This window comes from Hungatella effluvii, from assembly GCF_003201875.1.
GTDB classification, from domain to species: Bacteria; Bacillota; Clostridia; order Lachnospirales; family Lachnospiraceae; genus Hungatella; species Hungatella effluvii.
In genome coordinates this window covers 236,869-258,280 of the sequence record NZ_QJKD01000001.1, presented here as the reverse complement: position 1 = coordinate 258,280, position 21,412 = coordinate 236,869, and the positions used below count along the sequence as shown (strand labels likewise).

Annotated in this window: 17 protein-coding genes; 11 read left to right on the top strand and 6 right to left on the bottom strand. The window is 50.7% G+C overall.

What is annotated here, in order from left to right:
* Positions 1-26 precede the first annotated feature (26 nt).
* Positions 27-1,055 (top strand): substrate-binding domain-containing protein, encoded by a 1,029-nt coding sequence (locus tag DFR60_RS01035; RefSeq protein WP_110321215.1) that lies wholly within the window; start codon positions 27-29, stop codon positions 1,053-1,055.
* Positions 1,056-1,251: 196 nt separating this feature from the next.
* On the opposite strand, the gene DFR60_RS01030 is transcribed toward DFR60_RS01035, so the two are convergent.
* On the bottom strand, positions 1,252-2,571 hold the full coding sequence (locus DFR60_RS01030; protein ID WP_110321214.1) for an alpha-glucosidase/alpha-galactosidase: 1,320 nt from the start codon (positions 2,569-2,571) through the stop codon (positions 1,252-1,254).
* Between the two features lie 136 nt (positions 2,572-2,707).
* Between DFR60_RS01030 and DFR60_RS01025 the strand changes: the two genes are divergently transcribed.
* The 8 genes from DFR60_RS01025 (at position 2,708) to DFR60_RS00990 (ending at position 15,561) form a co-directional block, all read left to right on the top strand.
* Positions 2,708-3,520 (top strand): AraC family transcriptional regulator, encoded by an 813-nt coding sequence (locus DFR60_RS01025; RefSeq protein WP_110321605.1) that lies wholly within the window; start codon positions 2,708-2,710, stop codon positions 3,518-3,520.
* Positions 3,521-3,640: 120 nt separating this feature from the next.
* Positions 3,641-3,907 (top strand): 30S ribosomal protein S15, encoded by a 267-nt coding sequence (rpsO, locus tag DFR60_RS01020; RefSeq protein WP_002600792.1) that lies wholly within the window; start codon positions 3,641-3,643, stop codon positions 3,905-3,907.
* A gap of 205 nt (positions 3,908-4,112) precedes the next feature.
* Positions 4,113-6,368 (top strand): polyribonucleotide nucleotidyltransferase, encoded by a 2,256-nt coding sequence (locus DFR60_RS01015; protein ID WP_110321213.1) that lies wholly within the window; start codon positions 4,113-4,115, stop codon positions 6,366-6,368.
* Between the two features lie 73 nt (positions 6,369-6,441).
* A complete protein-coding gene (locus DFR60_RS01010) occupies positions 6,442-8,070 on the top strand; it encodes an amidohydrolase (RefSeq protein WP_110321212.1) in 1,629 nt (542 codons plus the stop codon).
* Positions 8,071-8,091: 21 nt separating this feature from the next.
* Positions 8,092-10,119: a DUF2264 domain-containing protein gene (locus DFR60_RS01005; RefSeq protein ID WP_110321211.1), complete on the top strand. Its 2,028-nt coding sequence runs from the start codon at positions 8,092-8,094 to the stop codon at positions 10,117-10,119.
* A gap of 124 nt (positions 10,120-10,243) precedes the next feature.
* The gene (locus DFR60_RS01000; protein ID WP_110321210.1) at positions 10,244-10,918 is read left to right on the top strand and encodes a GNAT family N-acetyltransferase; all 675 of its coding nucleotides are present in this window, start codon (positions 10,244-10,246) and stop codon (positions 10,916-10,918) included.
* Positions 10,919-11,503: 585 nt separating this feature from the next.
* A complete protein-coding gene (locus tag DFR60_RS00995; protein WP_110321604.1) occupies positions 11,504-14,107 on the top strand; it encodes a cation-translocating P-type ATPase in 2,604 nt (867 codons plus the stop codon).
* A gap of 152 nt (positions 14,108-14,259) precedes the next feature.
* Positions 14,260-15,561, top strand: coding sequence for a DUF1576 domain-containing protein (locus DFR60_RS00990; protein WP_110321209.1), 1,302 nt, complete (start codon positions 14,260-14,262; stop codon positions 15,559-15,561).
* A gap of 79 nt (positions 15,562-15,640) precedes the next feature.
* Here DFR60_RS00990 and DFR60_RS00985 read toward each other — a convergent pair whose 3' ends face one another.
* The 5 genes from DFR60_RS00985 to DFR60_RS00965 all read right to left on the bottom strand — a co-directional run bounded on the left by DFR60_RS00985 (position 15,641) and on the right by DFR60_RS00965 (position 18,612).
* Positions 15,641-15,967 (bottom strand): hypothetical protein, encoded by a 327-nt coding sequence (locus DFR60_RS00985; RefSeq protein ID WP_110321208.1) that lies wholly within the window; start codon positions 15,965-15,967, stop codon positions 15,641-15,643.
* Positions 15,968-16,077: 110 nt separating this feature from the next.
* Positions 16,078-16,434, bottom strand: a complete 357-nt coding sequence (locus tag DFR60_RS00980; protein WP_110321207.1) for a hypothetical protein — start codon at positions 16,432-16,434, stop codon at positions 16,078-16,080.
* A 33-nt stretch (positions 16,435-16,467) separates the two neighbouring features.
* A complete protein-coding gene (locus DFR60_RS00975; RefSeq protein WP_110321206.1) occupies positions 16,468-16,737 on the bottom strand; it encodes a hypothetical protein in 270 nt (89 codons plus the stop codon).
* A 161-nt stretch (positions 16,738-16,898) separates the two neighbouring features.
* Positions 16,899-17,909, bottom strand: coding sequence for an anti-sigma-I factor RsgI family protein (locus tag DFR60_RS00970; protein ID WP_243004966.1), 1,011 nt, complete (start codon positions 17,907-17,909; stop codon positions 16,899-16,901).
* Positions 17,893-18,612 carry a sigma factor gene (locus DFR60_RS00965; protein WP_167437472.1) on the bottom strand — a complete coding sequence of 240 codons (720 nt, stop codon included), beginning with the start codon at positions 18,610-18,612 and terminating at the stop codon, positions 17,893-17,895. Before DFR60_RS00965 ends, DFR60_RS00970 begins: the two co-directional genes overlap by 17 nt.
* A 142-nt stretch (positions 18,613-18,754) precedes the next feature.
* On the opposite strand from DFR60_RS00965, the gene DFR60_RS00960 reads away from it, so the two are divergent.
* Together DFR60_RS00960 and DFR60_RS00950 are read left to right on the top strand one after the other, a co-directional pair.
* Entirely contained in the window at positions 18,755-19,030 is a 276-nt protein-coding gene (locus DFR60_RS00960) for a hypothetical protein (protein WP_110321204.1), read from the top strand.
* A gap of 292 nt (positions 19,031-19,322) precedes the next feature.
* The gene (locus DFR60_RS00950; RefSeq protein WP_110321602.1) at positions 19,323-21,257 is read left to right on the top strand and encodes an ABC-F family ATP-binding cassette domain-containing protein; all 1,935 of its coding nucleotides are present in this window, start codon (positions 19,323-19,325) and stop codon (positions 21,255-21,257) included.
* Positions 21,258-21,412: the final 155 nt, after the last annotated feature.

The window sequence follows — 21,412 nt, the reverse complement described above, 5'->3', positions numbered from 1 at the left end:
TAATTTAAGGAGAAGGGGATACGGATGTGAGTAAAAAAGGAATTAAGATGAAGGATATCGCCAATATGCTTGGGGTCAGCACGGTGACGGTGTCAAAGGCGCTGGCCGATAAAGACGGTGTCAGCGAGGAACTGAAAAAGAAGATCAAGGAGACGGCCAGGGAACTGGGATACCGAAACAGGGACAGCATGCGCAGCGGAAGCGCGACGAACACGGTTGGTATCCTGGTGGCCGACCATTTTGTGGCTTCGGGGCAGTCCTTTTACTGGGATATCTATCAGAGCATTGTCAAATCTCTGCGGCAGAGGGGCTACTATGCCATGCTGGAGATGATTTCCGTGAAGGACGAGCAGGAGGGCAACATCCCGGCCTTTGTAAGAGAGGAGAAGGTAGATATTATCTTTGTCCTGGGATGGCTGGGACGGACGTATCTGCGTGCCCTTGACGCCGCAGGGCTGCCTCTTTTGTATGTGGATTTTTACAGCAAGGCCAACAGAGCCACGGCGGTGATTGCGGACATGCTATACGACACGTACCAGATGACAGAGTATTTATACAGCATCGGACACCGCAGGATTGGATTTGTGGGAAGCATCCATGCGACCAGCGATATTGAGGACCGGTATCTGGGATATTATAAATCCGTGATTCGAAGGCGCCTTCCCTATCAGGAGGACTGGGTGCTTGAGGATCGGGACGAGGTCTCCGGTACCATGCCGAAACGAGTCTTCCAACTCCCGGAGAACATGCCCACGGCCTTTGTCTGCAACAATGATGAGACCGCATACTATTTTATCCATTACCTGGAGTCCCAGGGATTTCGTGTCCCTGAGGATGTCTCCGTGACGGGTTTTTACGACAACAAATTTGCAACGGCAGGAACTCCGGCCATAACCACGATCCGCGTGGATGCCCACCGAATCGCGGAGAGCGCGGTGAATGCCGGTCTCCGCCTGATGTGGGGTTCGGAAAGCCTTCCTGATATGGTGCTGGTCCGGGGAGAGATGGTGATGAGGGATTCTGTTCAGAGTCTGGAAACAGGGGAAGGTAATTAATTACTTAATGAACCGATGGAAATTTACTTATTTAGCTTCCCCATTTGGTATTTGAAGAGAAAATTAGGAGACGGGCTTACAAAAATTTTTATTTTTCGTCATAATGCACAAGGAAAAGAATGGTTTTTAGGGAAAAACAGAGCAGCCGCGGCGTGAATTATCTGCCGCGGCTGTTTCCTGTATTACAGCGGTGCTTCTAATATTCCTTCATATATTCGCCATGCGCTGCAATCAACTCATCGCACATGGCGATAATGTCCGGGATATTCAACTCGGCGGCGGTATGGGGATCCATCATGGCCGCCTGGTAAATGGTGCGTCGGTCTCTGTTTTTGGCCGCTTCGATGGTGAGAAGCTGGACGGAAATATTGCTGGAGTTCATGGCGGCCAGCTGCGTGGGGAGAGCGCCTACGTGGCATGGCGTGATTCCGCTGCCGTCCACGAGACAGGGAACCTCCACACAGGCGTCGGCCGGGAGGTTGTTGATCAGACCGTGGTTGAGCACATTTCCTCCGATCTTATACGGTTTATTGGTGACGACTGCTTCCATTATATAGGAAGCGTATTCCAGGGAACGGGTGTGCGTGATGGCTCCATCCTTCAGGATGCTTTCCTTTTCCTGATTCCATCCTTCGATCTGCCTGATGCAGCGGCGCGGATATTCGTCTAACGGAATCTGATAGTCCTCTATCATGTCCGGATACTTACTTTTGATGAACAGTGGATTGTATTCGGCATTGTGTTCGCTGGATTCGGTGCAGTAGTAACCGAGATGGCGGATATACTCGAAGCGCACCATGTCTTTGTGCTTCTCCTCCCTGTTTTTCTGATCAGCGAGGCGGCGGATCTCGGGATAGAGGTCATGGCCGTCTTTGTCGTGAAGCTTTAAGAGCCATGCCATGTGGTTGATTCCCGCGATCAGCTCGGTGCGGCCCTCCAGCTTATCCTCCATACCCAGCTCCGTTAAAATGGTCTTCGAGCAGGTCTGAACGCTGTGGCATAATCCGATGGTCTTCACCTTCGTATAGCGCTGCATATATCCGGTCAGCATGGCCATGGGATTGGTATAATTCAGGAAATAAGCGTCAGGGCAGACTTCCTCCATATCGCGTGCGAAATCTTCCAGTACAGGGATGGTGCGCAGCGCCCGCATCATTCCGCCGATTCCCAGTGTGTCGGCGATGGTCTGGTTCAAACCGTATTTTTTCGGAACCTCGAAATCTGTGATGGTACACGGATCGTAGCCGCCGACCTGGATGGCATTTACGACGAAGTTGGCGTCACGAAGCGCGTCTTTCCGGTTCGGCACGCCTAAATAGGTGTGGATGGAGGCGCGGCCTTCGTTGACATTTTTGTTGATTGCGGACAGGATGACGTAAGAGTCATTCAAACGATCCCCGTCAATGTCGTACAGCGCGATCTCTGCGTCGCACAGAGCCGGGGTGCACATGCAGTCACCCAGGACGTTTCTTGCAAATACGGTGCTGCCGGCGCCCATAAACGTAATTTTTACCATGATGATTCTCCTCTTTTTCTTCATTTTTCTGTTGTGCTGCTTATGAAGAAAGTATATAATGAGACAGGAAAACAAGATAGAAAAATTGTTTCGGATTTATTGTCATTTTGTTGCATCCGAAAAGGGAGAGAGAAGCGTGAAGGTATACTATTGCGGCAGGGAGGACTGTGAGAAGGGGCATTTCTTCGGACCGGCGGTGAGGTCCCATCAGCTGATTCATTTCGTCCTGAAGGGAAAGGGGATTTACAGGACGGAATATGGAGAGTATGAGATAAAGGAAGGGGAAGCGTTTTTAATCAGGCCGGGAGAGGTGACGTATTACCGGGCGGACCTGGAGGAACCGTGGAGTTACGCGTGGATTGCATTTGACGGTGACGAGGCGGAAACGCTGCTGGAACGGTACTATCCGGACCGCCGTCTGCCCGTATGTGCCATGGGCGAGACCGCCGCAGTCTCCGGCTGGTTTGAAGGGCTGCTTGGCTCCTTTGGAAGCGCGGAGGAAAACCGGGAGAGGGTTCTGGGATACTTCTATTTAATTATGGCCTGTCTTTTAAGGACCGGAAAGGGCGGTGTCCCGGTGGATGAGGAAGGCTATTTTAAGAGGGCCGTTGCGTTTATCCGCCATAATTACAGTTATCCGATCCAGGTAAGCGAGATTGCCGATTACGTAGGAATCGACAGGACGTATCTCTACCGTATCTTTATGCGTCAGGCGGGAGTGTCGCCGAAGCAGTATTTAAACAGGTACCGTTTAGAGGAAGCGAAGGAGATGCTGGTGCAGACGGAATACCGGATCACCGAGATCGCCTACTCCTGCGGGTACCACGATTCGTCTTCCTTTTGCAGACATTTTCAAAAGGAAACGAAAACCGCGCCGGCCAGGTACCGCCGTCTGAACTGTTATAAAAAAACAGAAAAGATGGGGGAGAACTGCGGAAAAAATCATTGACAACAGAGGACAGCTTATGATAAACTAGATCGGTATGAAAACGCGCCAATGCTCAGCGCTTTGGAAACTCCAACCAGCGCCTGGTATTTGGTGAGACTGAAAATTAAGGAGGAAATCATCATGATTTCAAAGGAAAAGAAAGCAGCAATTATCGAAGAATTCGGCAGAAAGGCCGGCGATACAGGTTCACCGGAAGTACAGATCGCAATCTTAACAGAGAGAATCACAGAATTAACCGATCACCTTCAGAAGAACCCGAAAGACCATCACTCCAGAAGAGGACTTTTAATGATGGTTGGACAGAGAAGAGGACTTCTTGACTACTTAAAGAAGACTGACTTAGACGGCTACCGTGCATTAATCGAGAAGTTAGGAATCAGAAAATAAAACCATTTAGGGTGGAGAAACTTCTCCACCCTATCTGTCTATTATCAGAGAAATGAAACGTGCGTATTAAAAGCGGAGGGAAAATCCGAGACCGCTGATGTACGCGTAATAAGCGGCATTGATTCTTATTGCGCGCAGATCAGTAGTTTCGGCCCTCCTCTGCTTATAATATATATATTAATTATAATCAAAAGGAGATTCAAACATGTTCAAGAGTTACAGCATGGAACTTGCCGGCCGTACCTTAACGGTAGAAGTTGGCAGAGTTGCGAAGCAGGCCAGCGGCGCTGCATTTATGCATTACGGAGATACTGTTGTATTATCGACTGCGACAGCATCTGACAAGCCAAGAGAGGGCATCGATTTCTTCCCGTTAAGTGTAGAATACGAAGAGAAATTATACGCAGTAGGTAAGATCCCTGGCGGTTTCAATAAAAGAGAGGGAAAGGCTTCTGAGAATTCCGTTCTGACTTCCCGTGTTATCGATCGTCCGATGAGACCGTTATTCCCGAAGGATTACCGCAACGACGTGACACTGGACAACATCGTTATGTCCGTAGATCAGGACTGCAGCCCTGAGCTTACCGCTATGTTAGGCTCCGCGATTGCGACCTGTATATCCGATATCCCGTTTGACGGTCCATGTGCGACGACCCAGATCGGTATGGTTGACGGTGAACTGGTTGTGAACCCGACTCAGGCGCAGAAACAGGCGTCCGATATGGCGCTCACAGTCGCTTCTACCAGAGAAAAAGTAATCATGATCGAAGCAGGAGCCAATGAGGTTGCGGAAGATATCATGATCGAAGCGATATTTAAGGCTCATTCCGTAAACCAGGAAGTGATCAAATTTATCGACACCATCGTGGCAGAGTGCGGAAAACCGAAGCATACCTACATCAGCTGTGCGGTTCCGGAAGAATTATTCGCAGCCATCCGGGAGATCGTTCCGCAGGAAGAGATGGAAGTAGCGGTCTTCACAGATGACAAGCAGACAAGAGAAGACAATATCAGAAATATTACCGCTAAATTGGAAGAGGCATTTGCTGATAAGGAAGAATGGCTGGCAGTATTGGGAGAGGCCATCTATCAGTATCAGAAGAAGACTGTCCGCAAGATGATCTTAAAAGACCACAAGCGTCCGGATGGCCGTGCTGTCGATCAGATCCGTCCTCTGGCGGCTGAGATCGATATGCTCCCGAGAGTACACGGTTCCGCCATGTTTACACGTGGACAGACTCAGATTTTAAACATCTGTACACTCGCTCCATTATCCGAGAGCCAGAGATTAGACGGCATCGACGATATGGAGACATCCAAGAGATATATGCACCATTACAATTTCCCGTCATTCTCCGTTGGCGAGACAAAGCCATCCAGAGGACCGGGACGCCGTGAGATCGGCCATGGCGCGCTGGCAGAGAGAGCTCTTGTTCCGGTGCTTCCATCAGAAGAAGAGTTCCCATATGCAATCCGTACCGTATCCGAGACCATGGAATCCAATGGTTCCACCTCTCAGGCCAGCATCTGTTCCTCCTCCATGTCCTTAATGGCGGCTGGTGTTCCGATCAAATCCGCGGTAGCAGGTATTTCCTGCGGCCTGGTGACCGGCGATACCGATGATGACTATATCGTATTAACCGATATCCAGGGTCTGGAAGATTTCTTCGGCGACATGGATTTCAAGGTTGGCGGTACTCACAAGGGCATCACCGCGATTCAGATGGATATCAAGATTCACGGCCTGACAAGACCGATCATCGAAGAGGCCATCAGAAGAACGAGAGAAGCAAGAATCTACATCCTTGACGAGGTTATGGCAAAGGCAATCGCAGAGCCGCGTACAGAGGTTGGCAAGTACGCTCCGAAGATCGAGCAGATCTCCATCGATCCTCAGAAGATCGGCGATGTTGTCGGCAAGCAGGGTAAGGTAATCAATAAGATTATCGAGGAGACCGGCGTTAAGATCGACATTTCCGACGACGGAAGCGTATCCGTATGCGGAACCGATAAGGAGATGATTGCACGCGCGATTGAGATTATCAAGAGCATCGTGACAGACATCGAAGCGGGCGCCATCATGAAGGGCAAGGTTGTCAGAATTATGAACTTCGGCGCATTTGTGGAGCTGGCACCGAACAAGGATGGTATGGTTCACATTTCCAAATTATCCGACAAGCGCGTAGAGAAAGTGGAAGACGCGGTAAATATCGGCGATGAAGTGACTGTAAGGGTTATGGAAGTCGATAAGATGGGAAGAATCAACTTAAGCATGAAGCCAGGCGATATGGATCCCAATGTGGATGTATCAACCCTGGACAGCGGCAGAAGAGATTCTGACAGAAGAGACTCCGGAAGAAGAGATTCCGGCAGACGCGACGGCGGCAGAAGAGATTCTGACAGACGTGATTCTGATCGTAGAGATTCTGACAGAAGAGATTCCGACAGAAGAAATTCCTAAAAAAATCTGACAGGCGGCAGAAACGGAGAATATCCGGTTTTGCTGCCTGTTTTTTCAGAGAGGTATATAAAAAATGAGGGAAATCTATTATAATGGAGTTATCTATACGGGAACCGGGAGAGACGCAGAGGCGATGGCCGTCGAGGACGGACGGTTTGCCGGCGTGGGGAACCTTACTGATCTGGAGACTTGTTCCGATGCGGTGTACCATAATCTGGACGGCCATTTTGTCGTTCCGGGATTTAACGATTCCCATATGCATCTGCTGAATTACGGCCACACGCTGAAGCTTGTGGATCTGACGGCGGCGACCTCGTCCCTGGAATCGATGTGCTCCGCCCTTTCCCATTTTATTTCAAAGGAAAAGCCTGCTCCGGGCACATGGGTGGTAGGCCGGGGATGGAATCACGATTACTTTCAGGATGAGAAACGTTTTCCCAACCGGTACGATTTGGACCGGGTGTCCGCGGAGCATCCCATTTTGGTGATCCGCGCCTGCGGCCACATTGCCTGTGCCAATACGAAGGCCATGGAGGCCGCCGGGATTACGAGGATGACACCACAGCCGGAAGGCGGCTGTTTCGACATGGATGAAGATGGACAACCTGTCGGGATTTTCAGGGAATTCGGCGTGGATCTGATCCATGGGAGCATCCCGAAGCCGACGAAGAAGGAGCTGAAACAGTATCTCCGTCTGGCCATGAGGGATTTGAACAGCCGCGGCGTCACATCGAGCCAGACCGATGATCTGGCGGCATTTCCCGGTGTACCCTTTGAGACGGTGCTGGAGGCGTATCGGGAACTGGAACGGGAGGGCGCGATGACGGTACGGGTCTACGAACAGTGCCTGCTTCCGACCATGAAGCAGCTGGAGAATTTTCTGGCGCGCGGCTACCGCACAGGCCAGGGAAGCGCATATTTTAAAATCGGGCCGCTGAAGCTTCTGTCGGACGGATCCCTGGGGGCCAGAACTGCTTTTCTCAGTCAGCCTTACGAGGATGGGGAGAACCCGGATGAGAGAGGGATCGCCATCTACACCCAGGAAGAGCTGGAGAAGCTGATCACCCTGGCCGATGAGGCGGGGATGCAGATCGCCGTACACGCCATCGGGGACGGCGCCATGGAGATGGCAGTGAGAGCGTATGAACGGGCTGTGGAAGCTAATCCGGACCGCATGGACAGGCGGCATGGAATTGTCCACTGCCAGATTACGACGGGCAGGCTTCTGGAGGCATTTCGGAGGTTAAAGCTGCACGCCTACATTCAGTCCATTTTTCTCGATTACGACAATCATATCGTGGAGGCCCGGATCGGAGCAGAGCGGGCTGGAGAGACGTATCAGTTTAAGACGCTGCTATCCATGGGAGTCTCAGTCTCTAACGGGTCGGACTGCCCGGTGGAGAGGCCGGATGTCATGGCGGGAATTCAGTGCGCGGTGACCCGCACCACACTGGATGGGACCAAGACATTTCTGAAGGAGCAGGCGCTTACGGTGGAAGAGGCGATATCCACTTATACTTCCATGGGTGCGGAGGCCAGTTTTGAGGAACAGGAAAAGGGGACGCTGTCAGTGGGAAAGCTGGCGGACTTTGCTGTGCTGGAACGGGACATCAGGGCGTGCGCACCCGACAGAATAAAGGACACTGCCGTGCTGGAAACGTATGTGGGCGGTGTCTGTGTATACAAAAAAGAGAAGAGCTGAGAGGCGGAGAGGGGAAGAACGATGAAGTTTACAGTAGAAAATCCGGATGAGAAACGGAGTCCCTATACGGGAATGACAAGAGAACACTGGATTGGTATCAGCCATTTTTTCCTGGAGGGAATTTTTGAGCATGTGGAGAAGCTGGAGGATCCGATCGTGGTTTTGCGCCATGAGACAAAGGTCAGCTATCCGCAGCCGGACGGGCCGAAATGGAGAATTGCGGCGGAACGGTTCGAGGGACTCGCCAGGAGCTTTTTGATCGCTGCTCCGCTGCTCCATAACGAGCCGGAGGCAGCGGCGGGAGGTTACTCTCTTAAGGAGTATTACTCAAAACAGATTCTTCTCTCCGTTACGCCCGGAACATCCAATTATCTGCTTCGGGTGGAGGAGATATTTCCGGAGGCGCAGGAGGGGGAGATGGCATTCCAGCACACGTGTGAGTGTGCATCCCTGGTGATCGGCCTGTCCATGTGCCGGGAAGTAATCTGGGAGAATTATACGAAGGCAGAGAAGGACCGCATTGCGGATTACCTGTCGAATTTCGGCCACTCGTATACGGGCCACCACAACTGGCGTCTGTTCAACATGCTGATTCTGGCATTTCTGGACAGGGAGGGATACCCGATCGATCATGGAATGATGCGGGATCATGCGGCCGCCATTCTCTCCTATTACGCGGGGGACGGCTGGTACCGCGACGGCCATTTATTTGATTATTACTGTCCATGGGCCTTTCATGTGTACGGACCGCTGTGGAACCAGTGGTACGGCTATGAAAAGGAGCCGTACGTAGCGGCGAAGATTGAGGAATATTCCAACCGTCTGGTGGAGACCTTCCATCGCATGTTTGATGAAGAGGGCCACGTGACCATGTGGGGGAGAAGCGGCATCTACAGAAGTGCGGCATCGGCCCCGCTGGCGGCTAATTTCCTCCTGAAGAATCCGGCTGCGGAGCCGGGACTGGCCAGAAGGATCGCCTCAGGCGCCGTGCTGCAGTTTGCTTCCAGGGAGGAGTGTTTCTATGAGGGCGTACCATGCCTCGGCTTCTACGGGCCATTCCAGCCATTGATTCAGACTTACAGCTGCGCAGCCAGCCCCTTCTGGATCGCCAATGCATTCGTCTGCCTGGCGCTTCCGGAGGACCATCCGTTCTGGACCGATACGGAGACGAACGGAGTCTGGGAGGAGATGAAGGACAGGGAAGTGAGAACCACGGTGCTCGACGGTCCGGGAATCGTGGTGGATAATCATAAGGATACCGGAATTACGGAATTCAGGACGGCGAAGGTCCTGATGAAGAAAGAGAATCCATCCCTCAATACCTACTCCCGACTGTCCTTTAACAGCCAGTTTTTATGGGAAGACTTTGATTTCAAGGGAATCGAGGCCATGCAGTACAGCGTGACCTACGACGGAAGGGTGAAGAGCCTGATTCCGAATATCCTGATGTACGGCGGTGTGAAGGATGGAGTGCTCTACCGGAAAGAATATTTTGAATTCGAATTTACCTTCCAGAACAAGGCGTCGATCGATCTGGCCGATTTTCCGGTGGCGGACGGCATCGTGCGCGTGGACAGGACCAGGATCCCGGATAAGCCGTATACCCTGACGCTGGGCTCCTATGGAATGCCGGATGTGGACCGTTCGGGCGTCGATGTGAGAATCCGCACGGATCAGAAGACGGGGGCCAAGGCCATTCTTTTAAAGTCCTCACAAGGGCAGATGGCGATGGTCATCTACGGCGGATTCGATGACATTGAAATCATGTCGAGACAGGGCGTAAGCGCCGTGACGAAACAGAGCTGCATCATGTATGGCGTCAGCCGCAGGAAGAGATACTATGAATATCTTCCGTATGCGATGATCAGCGTAATTCTGACAAAGAAGAGCCAGGAAGAATGGCGGGATGAAGACCTCTTCCCGATCCGCAGCATCACCTATACCGATAAAGAGAAATGCGGGGCTTACGGTCCTGTTGTTCTGGAGATGAAGGATGGAAGGACGGTTACGGTCGATTATGAGGGACTGGAAGGGCGGCTCCATATATAATCAGATTGGCAGGAACTTTTTTAGGGTATGCAGCTGGCGGGGATCTAAATGTGGATTGAAATAAACTGGCCCTGGTGTGAATAAATAATTCCCTTTGAAAGGGAAATGGAAACGGAGACGGCAAATGGATGTAATGATCAGAAACGAGAGACCTGGGGATTACCGCGAGACAGAGGAAGTGACGAGAGAGGCATTCTGGAACGTCCACGAGCCGGGATGCTGTGAGCATTATCTGGCACATCTTATGAGGGAGAGGCCGGAATTTATCCGGGAGCTGGATTTCGTGGCAGTGCGGGACGGGCGGATTGTCGGAAATATCATGTATGCCCGCACGGAGATTCAGTGTGACGATGGAACGACTCATCCGGCAGTGACCTTTGGGCCGATCAGCGTCCTGCCGGCTTATCAGGGGCAGGGGATCGGAAAACGGCTCATTGAAACCTCGAAGAAGCTGGCGGCAGACATGGGAGCTGACGTTATTATTATCTACGGAGACCCGGATTACTATTCAAAGACAGGTTTTGTGCCTGCGGAAACGTACGGCGTCAGAAACGGGGAGAATCAGTGTGCGGCGGCGCTTCTGGCCTGTTTGCTGAAACCGGAGGCCGCGGCATCGATAAAAGGCCGATATTCGGAAGGACCGGCCTACGAGCTTCCGCCAGTGACAGATCCGGCGTTCCTGGAATTTGAGGAGACATTTCCTCCCAAAATCAAGGGGAAAGCGCCGTCCCAGGAGCGTTTTGCAGAACTGGTGAACAGCACGGTTCCATGGGAAGAGAGGGCAAAGGGGCGAGATTAAGAATCTGTGAAGATCGCCTCAGATGAGAAAAAATGTCAAATATGCCTTGACACCCCTTACGAAAACGGATATACTACTAATCACAAATCGAATACGAAACATCTGCTGAATCAGATTCATTAAGAGGGAGTAGTTTTAGTGCATCATCAACATCCTGGCTGTGAAAACAGTCTGGTGATGCATACCAACAGTTGGTTACCAGACTTTTAATGTATTTATTTTGAGAAATGGGTTATTTCTTAATAATAGGTACATTAAAAGTCTTTTTTATTTCATAGGAAAGTCCGTCCTATGAAATAAAAACCCTCCGGGAGGATGCGCACTCCGCGCTAAGGAAGTATGGCCGCTGAAGCGACCGCGCTCCGGCGCGAGAGTCCGGCTCGCCGGACTCTTTCTTGTGTAATAGAAAAGTACTCCTATTACATAAAAAGCCCTCCGGGCAGGATGCGCCCTCCGCGCCAAGGAAATTTGGCTGCTGAAGCAACCTCGCTCCAGCGCGAGAGGCTGGTGAACCGGACGGTTTGTGGATTCTGCTTATGTTTGATGCAGAGCCGTTTTTTTGGAAACGGCAGAATGGAGGAAAATTTGAAGGATTGGTATCAGAAAGACGAACAGGAAATATTAAAGGAACTGCATGTGACGAAGGAGGGGCTTACAGCCAGTCAGGCGGAAACGCTTCTCCTTGAAAAGGGCGAAAATGTGTTAATGGAAGGAAAGAAGAAGAGCGTGCTTGCAGTATTTGCGGAGCAGTTCTGTGATCTTCTGGTGGTGATCCTGATTGCGGCGGCCGTTATTTCCATGTTTTCGGGAAATGTGGAGAGCACCATCGTCATCGTGGCGGTTATTATTTTGAATGCGATCTTAGGAACCGTACAGCATGAAAAAGCGAAGAAGTCCCTGGAGAGCTTAAAGAGCCTTTCATCACCCAATGCAAAGGTGATCCGCGGCGGTCAGAAGATCGAGGTCCCGTCTGCCAAGGTGGTTCCCGGCGACATTCTCCTATTGGAAGCGGGAGACATGGTGGTGGCCGATGGAAGAATCTTAAACAACTATTCGCTTCAGGTCAATGAGAGCTCCCTGACAGGAGAATCGACCAACGTGGATAAGGAGGAAGGGACGATCGACGGCGAGATGCCTCTGGCGGACCGGACCAATATGGTATATTCCGGAAGCCTTGTCACTTACGGAAGGGCCATGGTGGTGGTGACAGGAACGGGAATGGATACGGAGATCGGTAAGATCGCCAGTCTGATGAATGCGACAAAGGAGAAGAAGACACCTCTTCAGGTGAGTCTGGACCAGTTCTCCGGACGTCTGGCGGCGGTGATCATGGTCATCTGTGCCATTGTATTCGCCTTAAGCTTATACCGGAAAATGCCGATTCTCGACTCTCTGATGTTTGCCGTGGCGCTGGCCGTGGCGGCGATTCCGGAGGCACTCAGTTCCATCGTAACCATTGTGCAGGCCATGGGAACGCAGAAGATGGCAAAGGAAAACGCTATCATCAAGGAACTGAAGGCGGTAGAGAGTCTGGGGTGCGTCTCTGTTATCTGTTCCGATAAGACAGGAACCCTGACCCAGAATAAGATGACGGTCCAGGAGATTTACATTGACGGAAATACATTCCGTCCGGAAGAACTGGATCTGCACGAACAGCTTCACCGTTATATCTTATACGATTCGATTCTGACCAATGATTCCACCCTCGTTGACGGTAAGGGAATCGGAGATCCCACCGAGTATGCCCTTCTGGAAATGGCCAGAAAAGTAAGCGTCAATGACGATGTGCTGCGGACAATGATGCTTCGGCTGGAAGAGATTCCCTTTGATTCCGACCGAAAGCTGATGAGTACCAAATATGAACTGCATGGTGTGCCTACTATTTTGACGAAGGGCGCTGTCGATGTCCTTTTAGACCGGACAACCCATATCCGCACCGCGGAAGGAATCCGGGACTTTACGGAGGCAGACCGGGAGGAAATCAACCGCCAGAATATGGAATTCTCCCAGAATGGTCTGCGTGTGCTGGCATTTGCCTATAAAGAGGTGGAAGACGACCACGTTCTCTCCTTAAAAACGGAGAACGGCTTTACATTCCTCGGACTGGTAGCCATGGTGGATCCGCCGAGGGAGGAATCGAAAGAGGCCGTGTCCGACGCCAAACGGGCCGGAATTCGCCCGGTTATGATTACCGGTGACCATAAGATCACGGCGACGGCCATTGCGAAGCAGATCGGTATCTTTGAAGAAGGCGATCTGGCGGTTACAGGAACGGAACTGGACGCCATGAGCGATCAGGAACTGGATGGGAAGATTACGAAGATATCCGTTTACGCCAGGGTGTCTCCGGAAAATAAGATCCGGATTGTCGATGCATGGCAGAGACGAGGCAATATCGTATCCATGACGGGAGACGGCGTCAATGACGCGCCGGCCCTTAAGAAAGCAGACATCGGTGTAGCCATGGGAATTACGGGAACCGAGGTGTCCAAGGATGCGGCTTCCATGATTCTGGCGGACGACAATTTCGCAACCATCATCAAGGCTGTGGCCAACGGCCGTAACGTATACCGAAACATCAAAAATGCAATACAGTTTTTATTATCAGGCAACATGGCGGGGATCCTGTCGGTACTGTACACGTCCATCATGGCGCTTCCCGTTCCGTTTGCACCGGTACATCTGCTGTTTATCAACCTTCTGACGGACTCGCTTCCGGCCATCGCAATCGGTATGGAGCCGGCGGAAAAGGATTTGCTGTCTCAGAAACCGAGAAATCCGAAAGAGGGAATTTTGACAAAGGAATTCATGATGAAGCTGTTTCTGCAGGGCGGTCTGATCGCTGTCTGTACCATGACAGCCTTCCATCTGGGACTGAACCAGGGCGGCGCCGCGGTCGCCAGCACCATGGCGTTCTGTACGCTGACACTGGCGCGTCTGTTCCACGGATTTAACTGCCGAAGCAGCCATTCGATCTTCCGAATTGGATTTTCGGGAAACTGGTACAGTCTGGGTGCATTTCTGGCGGGTGTCGCACTCCTGAGTCTGGTGATGTTTGTACCGTTCCTGGAAAGACTGTTTTCCGTCGCACCTCTGACCGGCAGCCAGATCGGACTGGTCTATCTGCTGGCGGTAATACCGACTGTGGTGATACAGCTTACGAAAATAGTCAGAGAACAGAGACATTAAGGATACATGAAATGCATTTAAGGCGCAGATAATAAAAGAGCAGTATCCGGTACCGCTGCCGGATATTGTTCTTTTTTTAACGCTTTTCACCGATAAAATAGTATGATAAAATAATCCGGTACTGATATTAAGTAATATGGGAAGGAAACGACATGACAGGACAATTATTACACAAGTTCAGAAATCACGGACCTTTGTCAAGACGGACAAAGTTTCTGATTCTTGCCCTGGTGCCGGTTTATTTTATGGCTGCGGGACTGTTTCTCCAGCCGGTAAATGAAGTATTAAAGGGAATTATTACGATTATCAGGGAACCGGATTTCCTGATTACGGATTATATTGCGATCGGAGGAATCGGGGCCGCGTTTGTCAACGCCGGTGTGATGGCTCTGATTTCCATTGCCATTGTCTATTATCTGGGGATGGAGATGAGCGGCCACACGATTACCTCCTGCTTTCTAATGTTTGGTTTTTCTCTGTTCGGAAAGAATATCTTAAATATCTGGTCGATCATGATGGGGGTCTGTCTTTATGCCTTCTATCATAAGACCTCAGTTACGCGGTACATCTATGTTGGTTTCTATGGAACCAGCCTGTCACCGATTATTACCCAGCTTATGACGGTGGGACATCTGCCGCTGGCCGTAAGGCTGCCGCTCAGCATACTTGTGGGGATAATCATCGGGTTCGTACTGCCGCCGCTTTCCACACATACTCATTACTCCCATAAGGGCTACTCCCTTTACAATGTGGGTTTTGCATCGGGAATTATAGCGACGGTTATCGTCTCTCTGATGAGATCCTTTGGGCTACAGACGGAGGCTCGTCTGATCTGGTCCACGGGAAATGACGTGCTTTTTGCCAGACTGCTTCTCGGGCTGTTCGGCGGTATGATCGTGTTTTCCTGCCTCATCGCGGAGTCGGTCTGGAAGCGGTATATGGAAATCTGGAAGACGTATGGCTTAAGCGGCACCGATTACGTGAAAAGTGAGGGCTTTGCGCCGACACTGTTTAACATGGGCGTCAATGGAATTGCTTCCACGCTGATTGTGCTGCTGGTTGGGGGAGATTTGAACGGTCCGACTATCGGAGGTATCTTTACCATCGTCGGATTCAGTGCCACGGGAAAGCATCTGAGGAACATACTTCCGGTTATGGCCGGAGTGATTCTGGGAAGTTTTGTGAAGACGTGGAATATCTCCGATCCCAGCGCCATGCTGGCCCTTTTACTCTCCACGACGCTGGCTCCGATCGCCGGTGAGTTCGGCGTGGTAGCGGGTGTGCTGGCCGGATTCCTGCACGCATCTGTGGCGCTGAACGTGGGAATCGTCTATGGAGGAATGAATCTTTATAACAATGGGTTTGCCGGGGGTATTATCGCCATGTTCCTGGTGCCGGTGATTCAGTCGGTCCGGGACAGAAGAGCGAGAGCGCGCACGCATGATTCCCTGTAAAAAAGTCGAAAACTGCTGAGAATTATTTTGGCAGTTTTCGACTTTTTATATGGGGATTATTGTGAGGAAAAACTGGTTTTTATGCGGGGAAAACCTGCGTACAGTTTTCCAGGTCTTCTGTTTCATTTTCAGAAATATATAGTTCTGCTGACTGGGATAAGTCGTTGTCTAAAAATTTCTCTTCGTGGAACAGCTTGTCAATGACAGGCCAGCTCTGGGCGGCGTTCTCTGTCTCGAGCCATATTCCCAGCAGCGGGCCGGCGCCTTCGCAGTCAATATAATCGTAACCGTTATCACGTATGGCGCCTTCTGTGATTTCGCTGACGCGGTCTGGTATGAGATAGCGTAAGTCCAGATCGGGATTTATTAGTTTACCGGGGTTTAATACTATGATGATAGTCTGCATATTGTTTTCTCCTTATGGTTTGATTTTTTGATTGTTTTTTGAGGGGAGGACTGGAATATGGGGGAAGCATAAAGGTTGAAACTTAAAGTCTAAAACTTAAAGCATAAAACTTAAAGCCATTCCAGATAACTGTTATCTTTAAATGGGCGTTTCCAATCAACGGGATTCTGCTGGGCCTGCAATAGCAAATCTTTCTTCTTTTTTAGGATTGTTTTATCAAATTTAGAGAGATAAAATGCCGCTCCTATTTGTGATTCGGAACCATCATACTCCTCATTCAACAGGAAGTCAAAGAGTAATTCCGCCAAACCCTCATCATTTTGGTAGGAACTGAAAAAGTCATTAAGCGGCCGCTCAAAATTTTTATAACAACTAGATACCAGATATTCATACAAGAGTTCCTGATCCCATTTTCCGTCTTTGACAGGATTAAATTTTTTTAACTCAGACCAGTTTTGGTAATACATATTTTTCGTCTCCATTCAGGGAAATGTGCCGCATTAGGAATCGGGTGAGATCGCTCTTTCATACTGAACATTTTCCATATACTCTTCGATCGTTTCAACATCAAACCACATTCCAACCTTATCCATCTCGAAAAGCTTTTCATACCCATATAAATAAATTAGAAAGTCCCAGCCTTCTTTGGTGATCAGGCCTTCTAAAATACCGCAGTAGCCGAATAACTCGATAACTTTATCCGGCTGTTCAAGATCGGCCGCTGTGTATTCGGTTCCTTTCGGCGGCGGATAAATATATAAGCCTAACATGTTTGGTACCCCCTTAACTTCTGTTGCGATATGGCAGTTCTGGCTGTATTTGGCAAGGGATTCTTTTGGGGCGGTATCGGAGGTGTGTGAGCCGGGAACTTATGAGTCAGGGAAGCGAATTCGGAGTGTTCCTGAACAGAGCACCTCGTCCCGGAGTGTTACTAATTAGAGTGTCCCGAATCAGAGTGCCCCATCCTGGAGCGTTCCGAATCTGATTGTTCCGAATTTGATTTTTCCGAAACCGAATGCCTCGAACCTGATTGTTCTGAATCCAAGTGTTCCGAATCCGAGTGTTCCAAATCTGAACGTTCCAAATCCGAGTGCTCTGAATCCGAGTGTTCTGAATCTAAGTGTTCCGAATCCAAGTGCTCCGTAACCGAATGCCTTGAATCTGAGTGTTCGGCCCCGGAATATTTCGATCCGGATCCCGCCTTCCCGGATTCCTCGTAATCCGTTTGGTGCCGGTTTTCACAGTTGGAAATGTGTTCCTTGATTTCATCGATAGAGCAATGGCTGTACTGGGTAATATCAGTTTCAGGTGCCGCCTCCTCCAGCTTCTGCAGGTAAATATATTTGCCTGCGGTCACTCCGCAGGAATGGGCGGCTTCCACCTCCTCGGAGGTCACAGCCCGGTATTCCGTATTTCCGTCTGGACGCAGCGTGGTCACGGTAGTATCCGCCGTCTCTCGGATTTCCTCCAGAAGCCGGGACTGTCTGGCCTCATTGGCTGAGTAGACGGTGACTACCACGTTCTTATTTCCGGACAGATACGGTTCTCCGCTTTCGGATTGCAGCAATTCTTTTACCGCTTCCCCGCACTCCATGCCGGTCAGCCGGACGCTAGAGAGCAGAGCTTCCCCATCTTCGTTGAGCGCCGAGGAAGAGGTTACGCGGTCCAGGCGGTTGACGGACAGTTCTATGGAAGGATTGACATCCACACTGATTAAAGCCGCCTGTGCATAATAATAGTGGTAACCGCCTCCGGTTACTACGAAGCACAGGCAGGCGGCGATGGCAGCGGCGGCTGTGAGAAAACGGCGGGATCGCTGTTTCGTCTTTATAGGGACGATATCCCCCTTTTTCCAGCCTTCTTTAGCCGGGAGTGAGACGAAATCTCCGCCATTTTTCATTATGACAGCTTCTTTTCCTGTTATTTCAATGATAATTCCCATCTTCAATCGGTATCACCTCCCTGTATTGTGGAAGAAACGCTCTGATTCCGGGATAATCTCCGGATAAGAGGATGATCAGAGTTACAATGTATTTCCTGTGCTTTTCTATGGTTTTCGGAGAGATAAAGAGGGCCGAGGCAAGCTGTGCCTGCGGGAGCTTTTTCTGTTCAAAAAACATGGTGTGAAATTCCGGATTTAAAAGTACGGCTACAGCTAACTGGCGGCATGTGGCTTTTGCACGCGCCTGTTTGGGACAAATACGGGGCAGATCTTTCCAGACGACGCCGTATACGCCGATCGCATCAGAAAGGCGGTCAATCTCTTCGCAGAGGGAGAGACGTTCCTGTTCCCTGTCGTAGGCCTCTAAGGAGGCTTTCCCTGCCGCGGCTTCCAGCTCGGCCGCATCGGAACCAGGCGCCTGAATACTCTTCCAATACCGGTTCTGCCTGCGGATTTCATCATTGATCCGGTTATGAAAGCAGACCGAGAAAAATGAGATAAAGCTGCCCCTGTTCTCCGTGTACTGGCGGACGCAGCTGACAAAAGTCAGCATGGCGAGACTGAGCCGGTCTTCATAATCCAGAAGCGGAGATGCGGCCGCACCGGCCTGCTTTTTTAAGAGAGGCAGATAGTCGCCTAAAAGCTGCTCAAGCTCTGCGGAATCGGACTGAGCTTTTTTTATGCGGTTTTCAATGTCGTTCACGGTTCCACCTCCTGTTCCATGCCATTGTACAGCTTTTTCCAGGTTATGTAAATCAATAAAAATTTTTTCAGACCCTACATTTTGGAAGAGAGCCGTCGTATTCTTTAAACGAGAATAAAAAATGAAATGAGGAAATGAATTTATGAAGAAAATAGTAACCGGCATTCTTGCATCTGCTGTTGTATTGAGTATGGCGTTTCCGGCGCTGGCATCGACACGTGTCTGCGACCGGTATGAGTCGTGTGCCGTGGAAGGCTGTGAGACAGAGGCCTGCCATGAGCATGATGGAGTGATCTATCGTGGAACGTGCCAGGGTGGAACCTGCTCGTATCACAGTGAGAACTGCGGACCGGGAAACGGAAGCCAGCGAGGACACCACAGAAGCCATGGGAACCATGGAAGTCACGGCTGCCATTGAAAAACGAAGAAGTTAGTGAAAGGTAACAGGCTGTAAAAGAAATGGGCTGGAAAAGAAGCTGGCTGGAAAAGAAATCAGGCGGAATCATTGATTCTTCCGGGTTTCTTTTTTATTACAGTCTTTTTTATTACAGGAAAGTGCTTTCTAAGAAACAAAAAACTTTGGACAGCACGTTACGGAGGTATGGGTATAAAATCCCGCGTCATCGGTGCAAAATAGGGATAGCGCCGGCGGAAATGGTGTGATAAGATTAAGAGGCAGAAATAAAATAAAACAGAAAAAAGGGATTGTTATGTTATACCAGATAATGGATGGGACGGTGAGCGCCGGCGGAGTGCCAATACTGTCCCATATTGATTTTGAAATACGGGGAACGGAAAAGATTGCAGTTGCCGGAAAGAACGGGGCGGGAAAGACGACTCTTCTGAGGCTCATTGCGGGTGAGATTACCCTGGACCGGGACGATAAACGGAATGGGCCGGGAATCATGGCTTCCAGAAGACTTACCGTGGGCATGATGAGGCAGCAGCCTTTCGGTGATACGTCATGCACGGTGGAGGAGGAACTCCTTAAGGGCTGCCCTGGAAGAGAGGTCGCTGGTAAAAATGGAACAGGCCTAAGCAGCTCCGAAATTTTTTCGGAATGGGACCGGGAACGGTTCGACTATGAGCGGGAGTATGACATCCTGTTTACCGGCTTCGGATTCTCAAAAGAGGATAAGAAAAAGAAGCTGTCGGAATTTTCCGGAGGAGAGCAGACGAAGATTGCACTGATCCGGCTTTTGCTGGAAAAACCGGATATTCTGCTGCTCGATGAGCCGACGAATCATCTGGACTTAGAGACGGTGCAGTGGCTGGAGGAGTATTTAAGGCAGTATGACAAGGCAGTGGTGATGGTATCCCATGACCGCTTTTTTTTAGACCGGACGGCTTTAGTGGTCTATGAAGTGGCGGGAGGGAAGCTTACCCGCTATGTGGGGAATTACTCCGCGTACAGGGAGCAGAAACGAAAGCAGCTTAGCTTGCAGAAAAAGGCGTATGAGAGCCAGCAGGAGGAGCTGGAGCGGCTGAATTCCGTGGTGGAACGGTTTAAACACAAACCGACCAAGGCGTCGTTTGCCAGAGCGAAGAAGAAGGCCATGGAACGGCTGAACCGGGTGGAGAAGCCGGAGGAAGACGATATCCATATCTTTACCGGGGAACTGACGCCGCTCATAATCGGCAGCAAATGGGTCTTTGAATCGGAACATTTAAAGATCGGCTATGACCGAGCCCTGCTGGAAATCACCTTGAGAATCCGGCGGGGACAGAAGATCGGCATCCTGGGGCCAAACGGCTCCGGAAAGACGACCTTTTTAAAGACGGTTGCAGGTTTCCTGCCGCCGCTGGACGGGGAAATGTCTGTCGGAGTCAATATTACCATGGGATATTTTGATCAGCTTTCGGCCCAGGTGACGTCTGAAAAAACAGTGGCAGATCATTTTCATGACTTATTTCCCGCCCTGACGGAAAAGGAGGCGCGCACCATCCTGGGGGCCTATCTGTTTGGAGGGCGCGTGGCACAGAGATCTGTATCCTCTCTCTCGGGAGGGGAGAAGGCGAGGCTGGTGCTTGCAGAGCTTTTGCAGAGCAGACCTAATTTCCTCGTTCTGGACGAGCCGACGAACCACATGGATATTCAGGCGAAGGAAACACTGGAATCCGCGTTCCGCGCCTATACCGGAACGCTGTTGTTCGTATCCCATGACCGGTACTTTTTGAGCGAGGTGGCCGATTCACTCCTGATTTTTGAAAATCAGTCGGTGATGTATTACCCGTTTGGCTATGCACATTACCTGGAAAGAAAGCGAAAATCGGAGGGAGAAGGCGGTCTGGCGGCCCAGATGAAGGCAGAGGAACAGGCATTGATCGCCGGTATGAGGGCGGTTCCGAAGGCGGAGCGTCACAGACTTAGGGAAATATCCGCGGAGGATGCGTATATCGACTGGCGGCTTCGTCTGGTATCCGAAAAAATGATTCCGGCCGGAGCGCAGGCAGGAGAACTGTACGCGGCGAAGGAAGCGATGAAACAGGAGTGGATGGTGTCGGAAGACTTCTGGTCTGGAAAGAGGTGGGACAAGGAATCGGAATATGCGGAGCTCTGCCGCCGGTATGAGGAAACGGCCGCTGTCTGGCATGAGCTCTGTCTGGAGTGGTACGCCGTCTGGTCCGGAGAGGAAAACGAGTAACAGATCCGCCTTCGCTTCCGGCAGCAGCCAGTCGGCCTGGCGCTTTCGTATCCCGGAGCTTTCCAGTTCCGGTTTCGGGCATAAGCATTTCTAAATGTGCAGGATTTTTCTAAAAACCACCCTGCAAAGTCACAGGAAAGCTCCGGGATACGAAA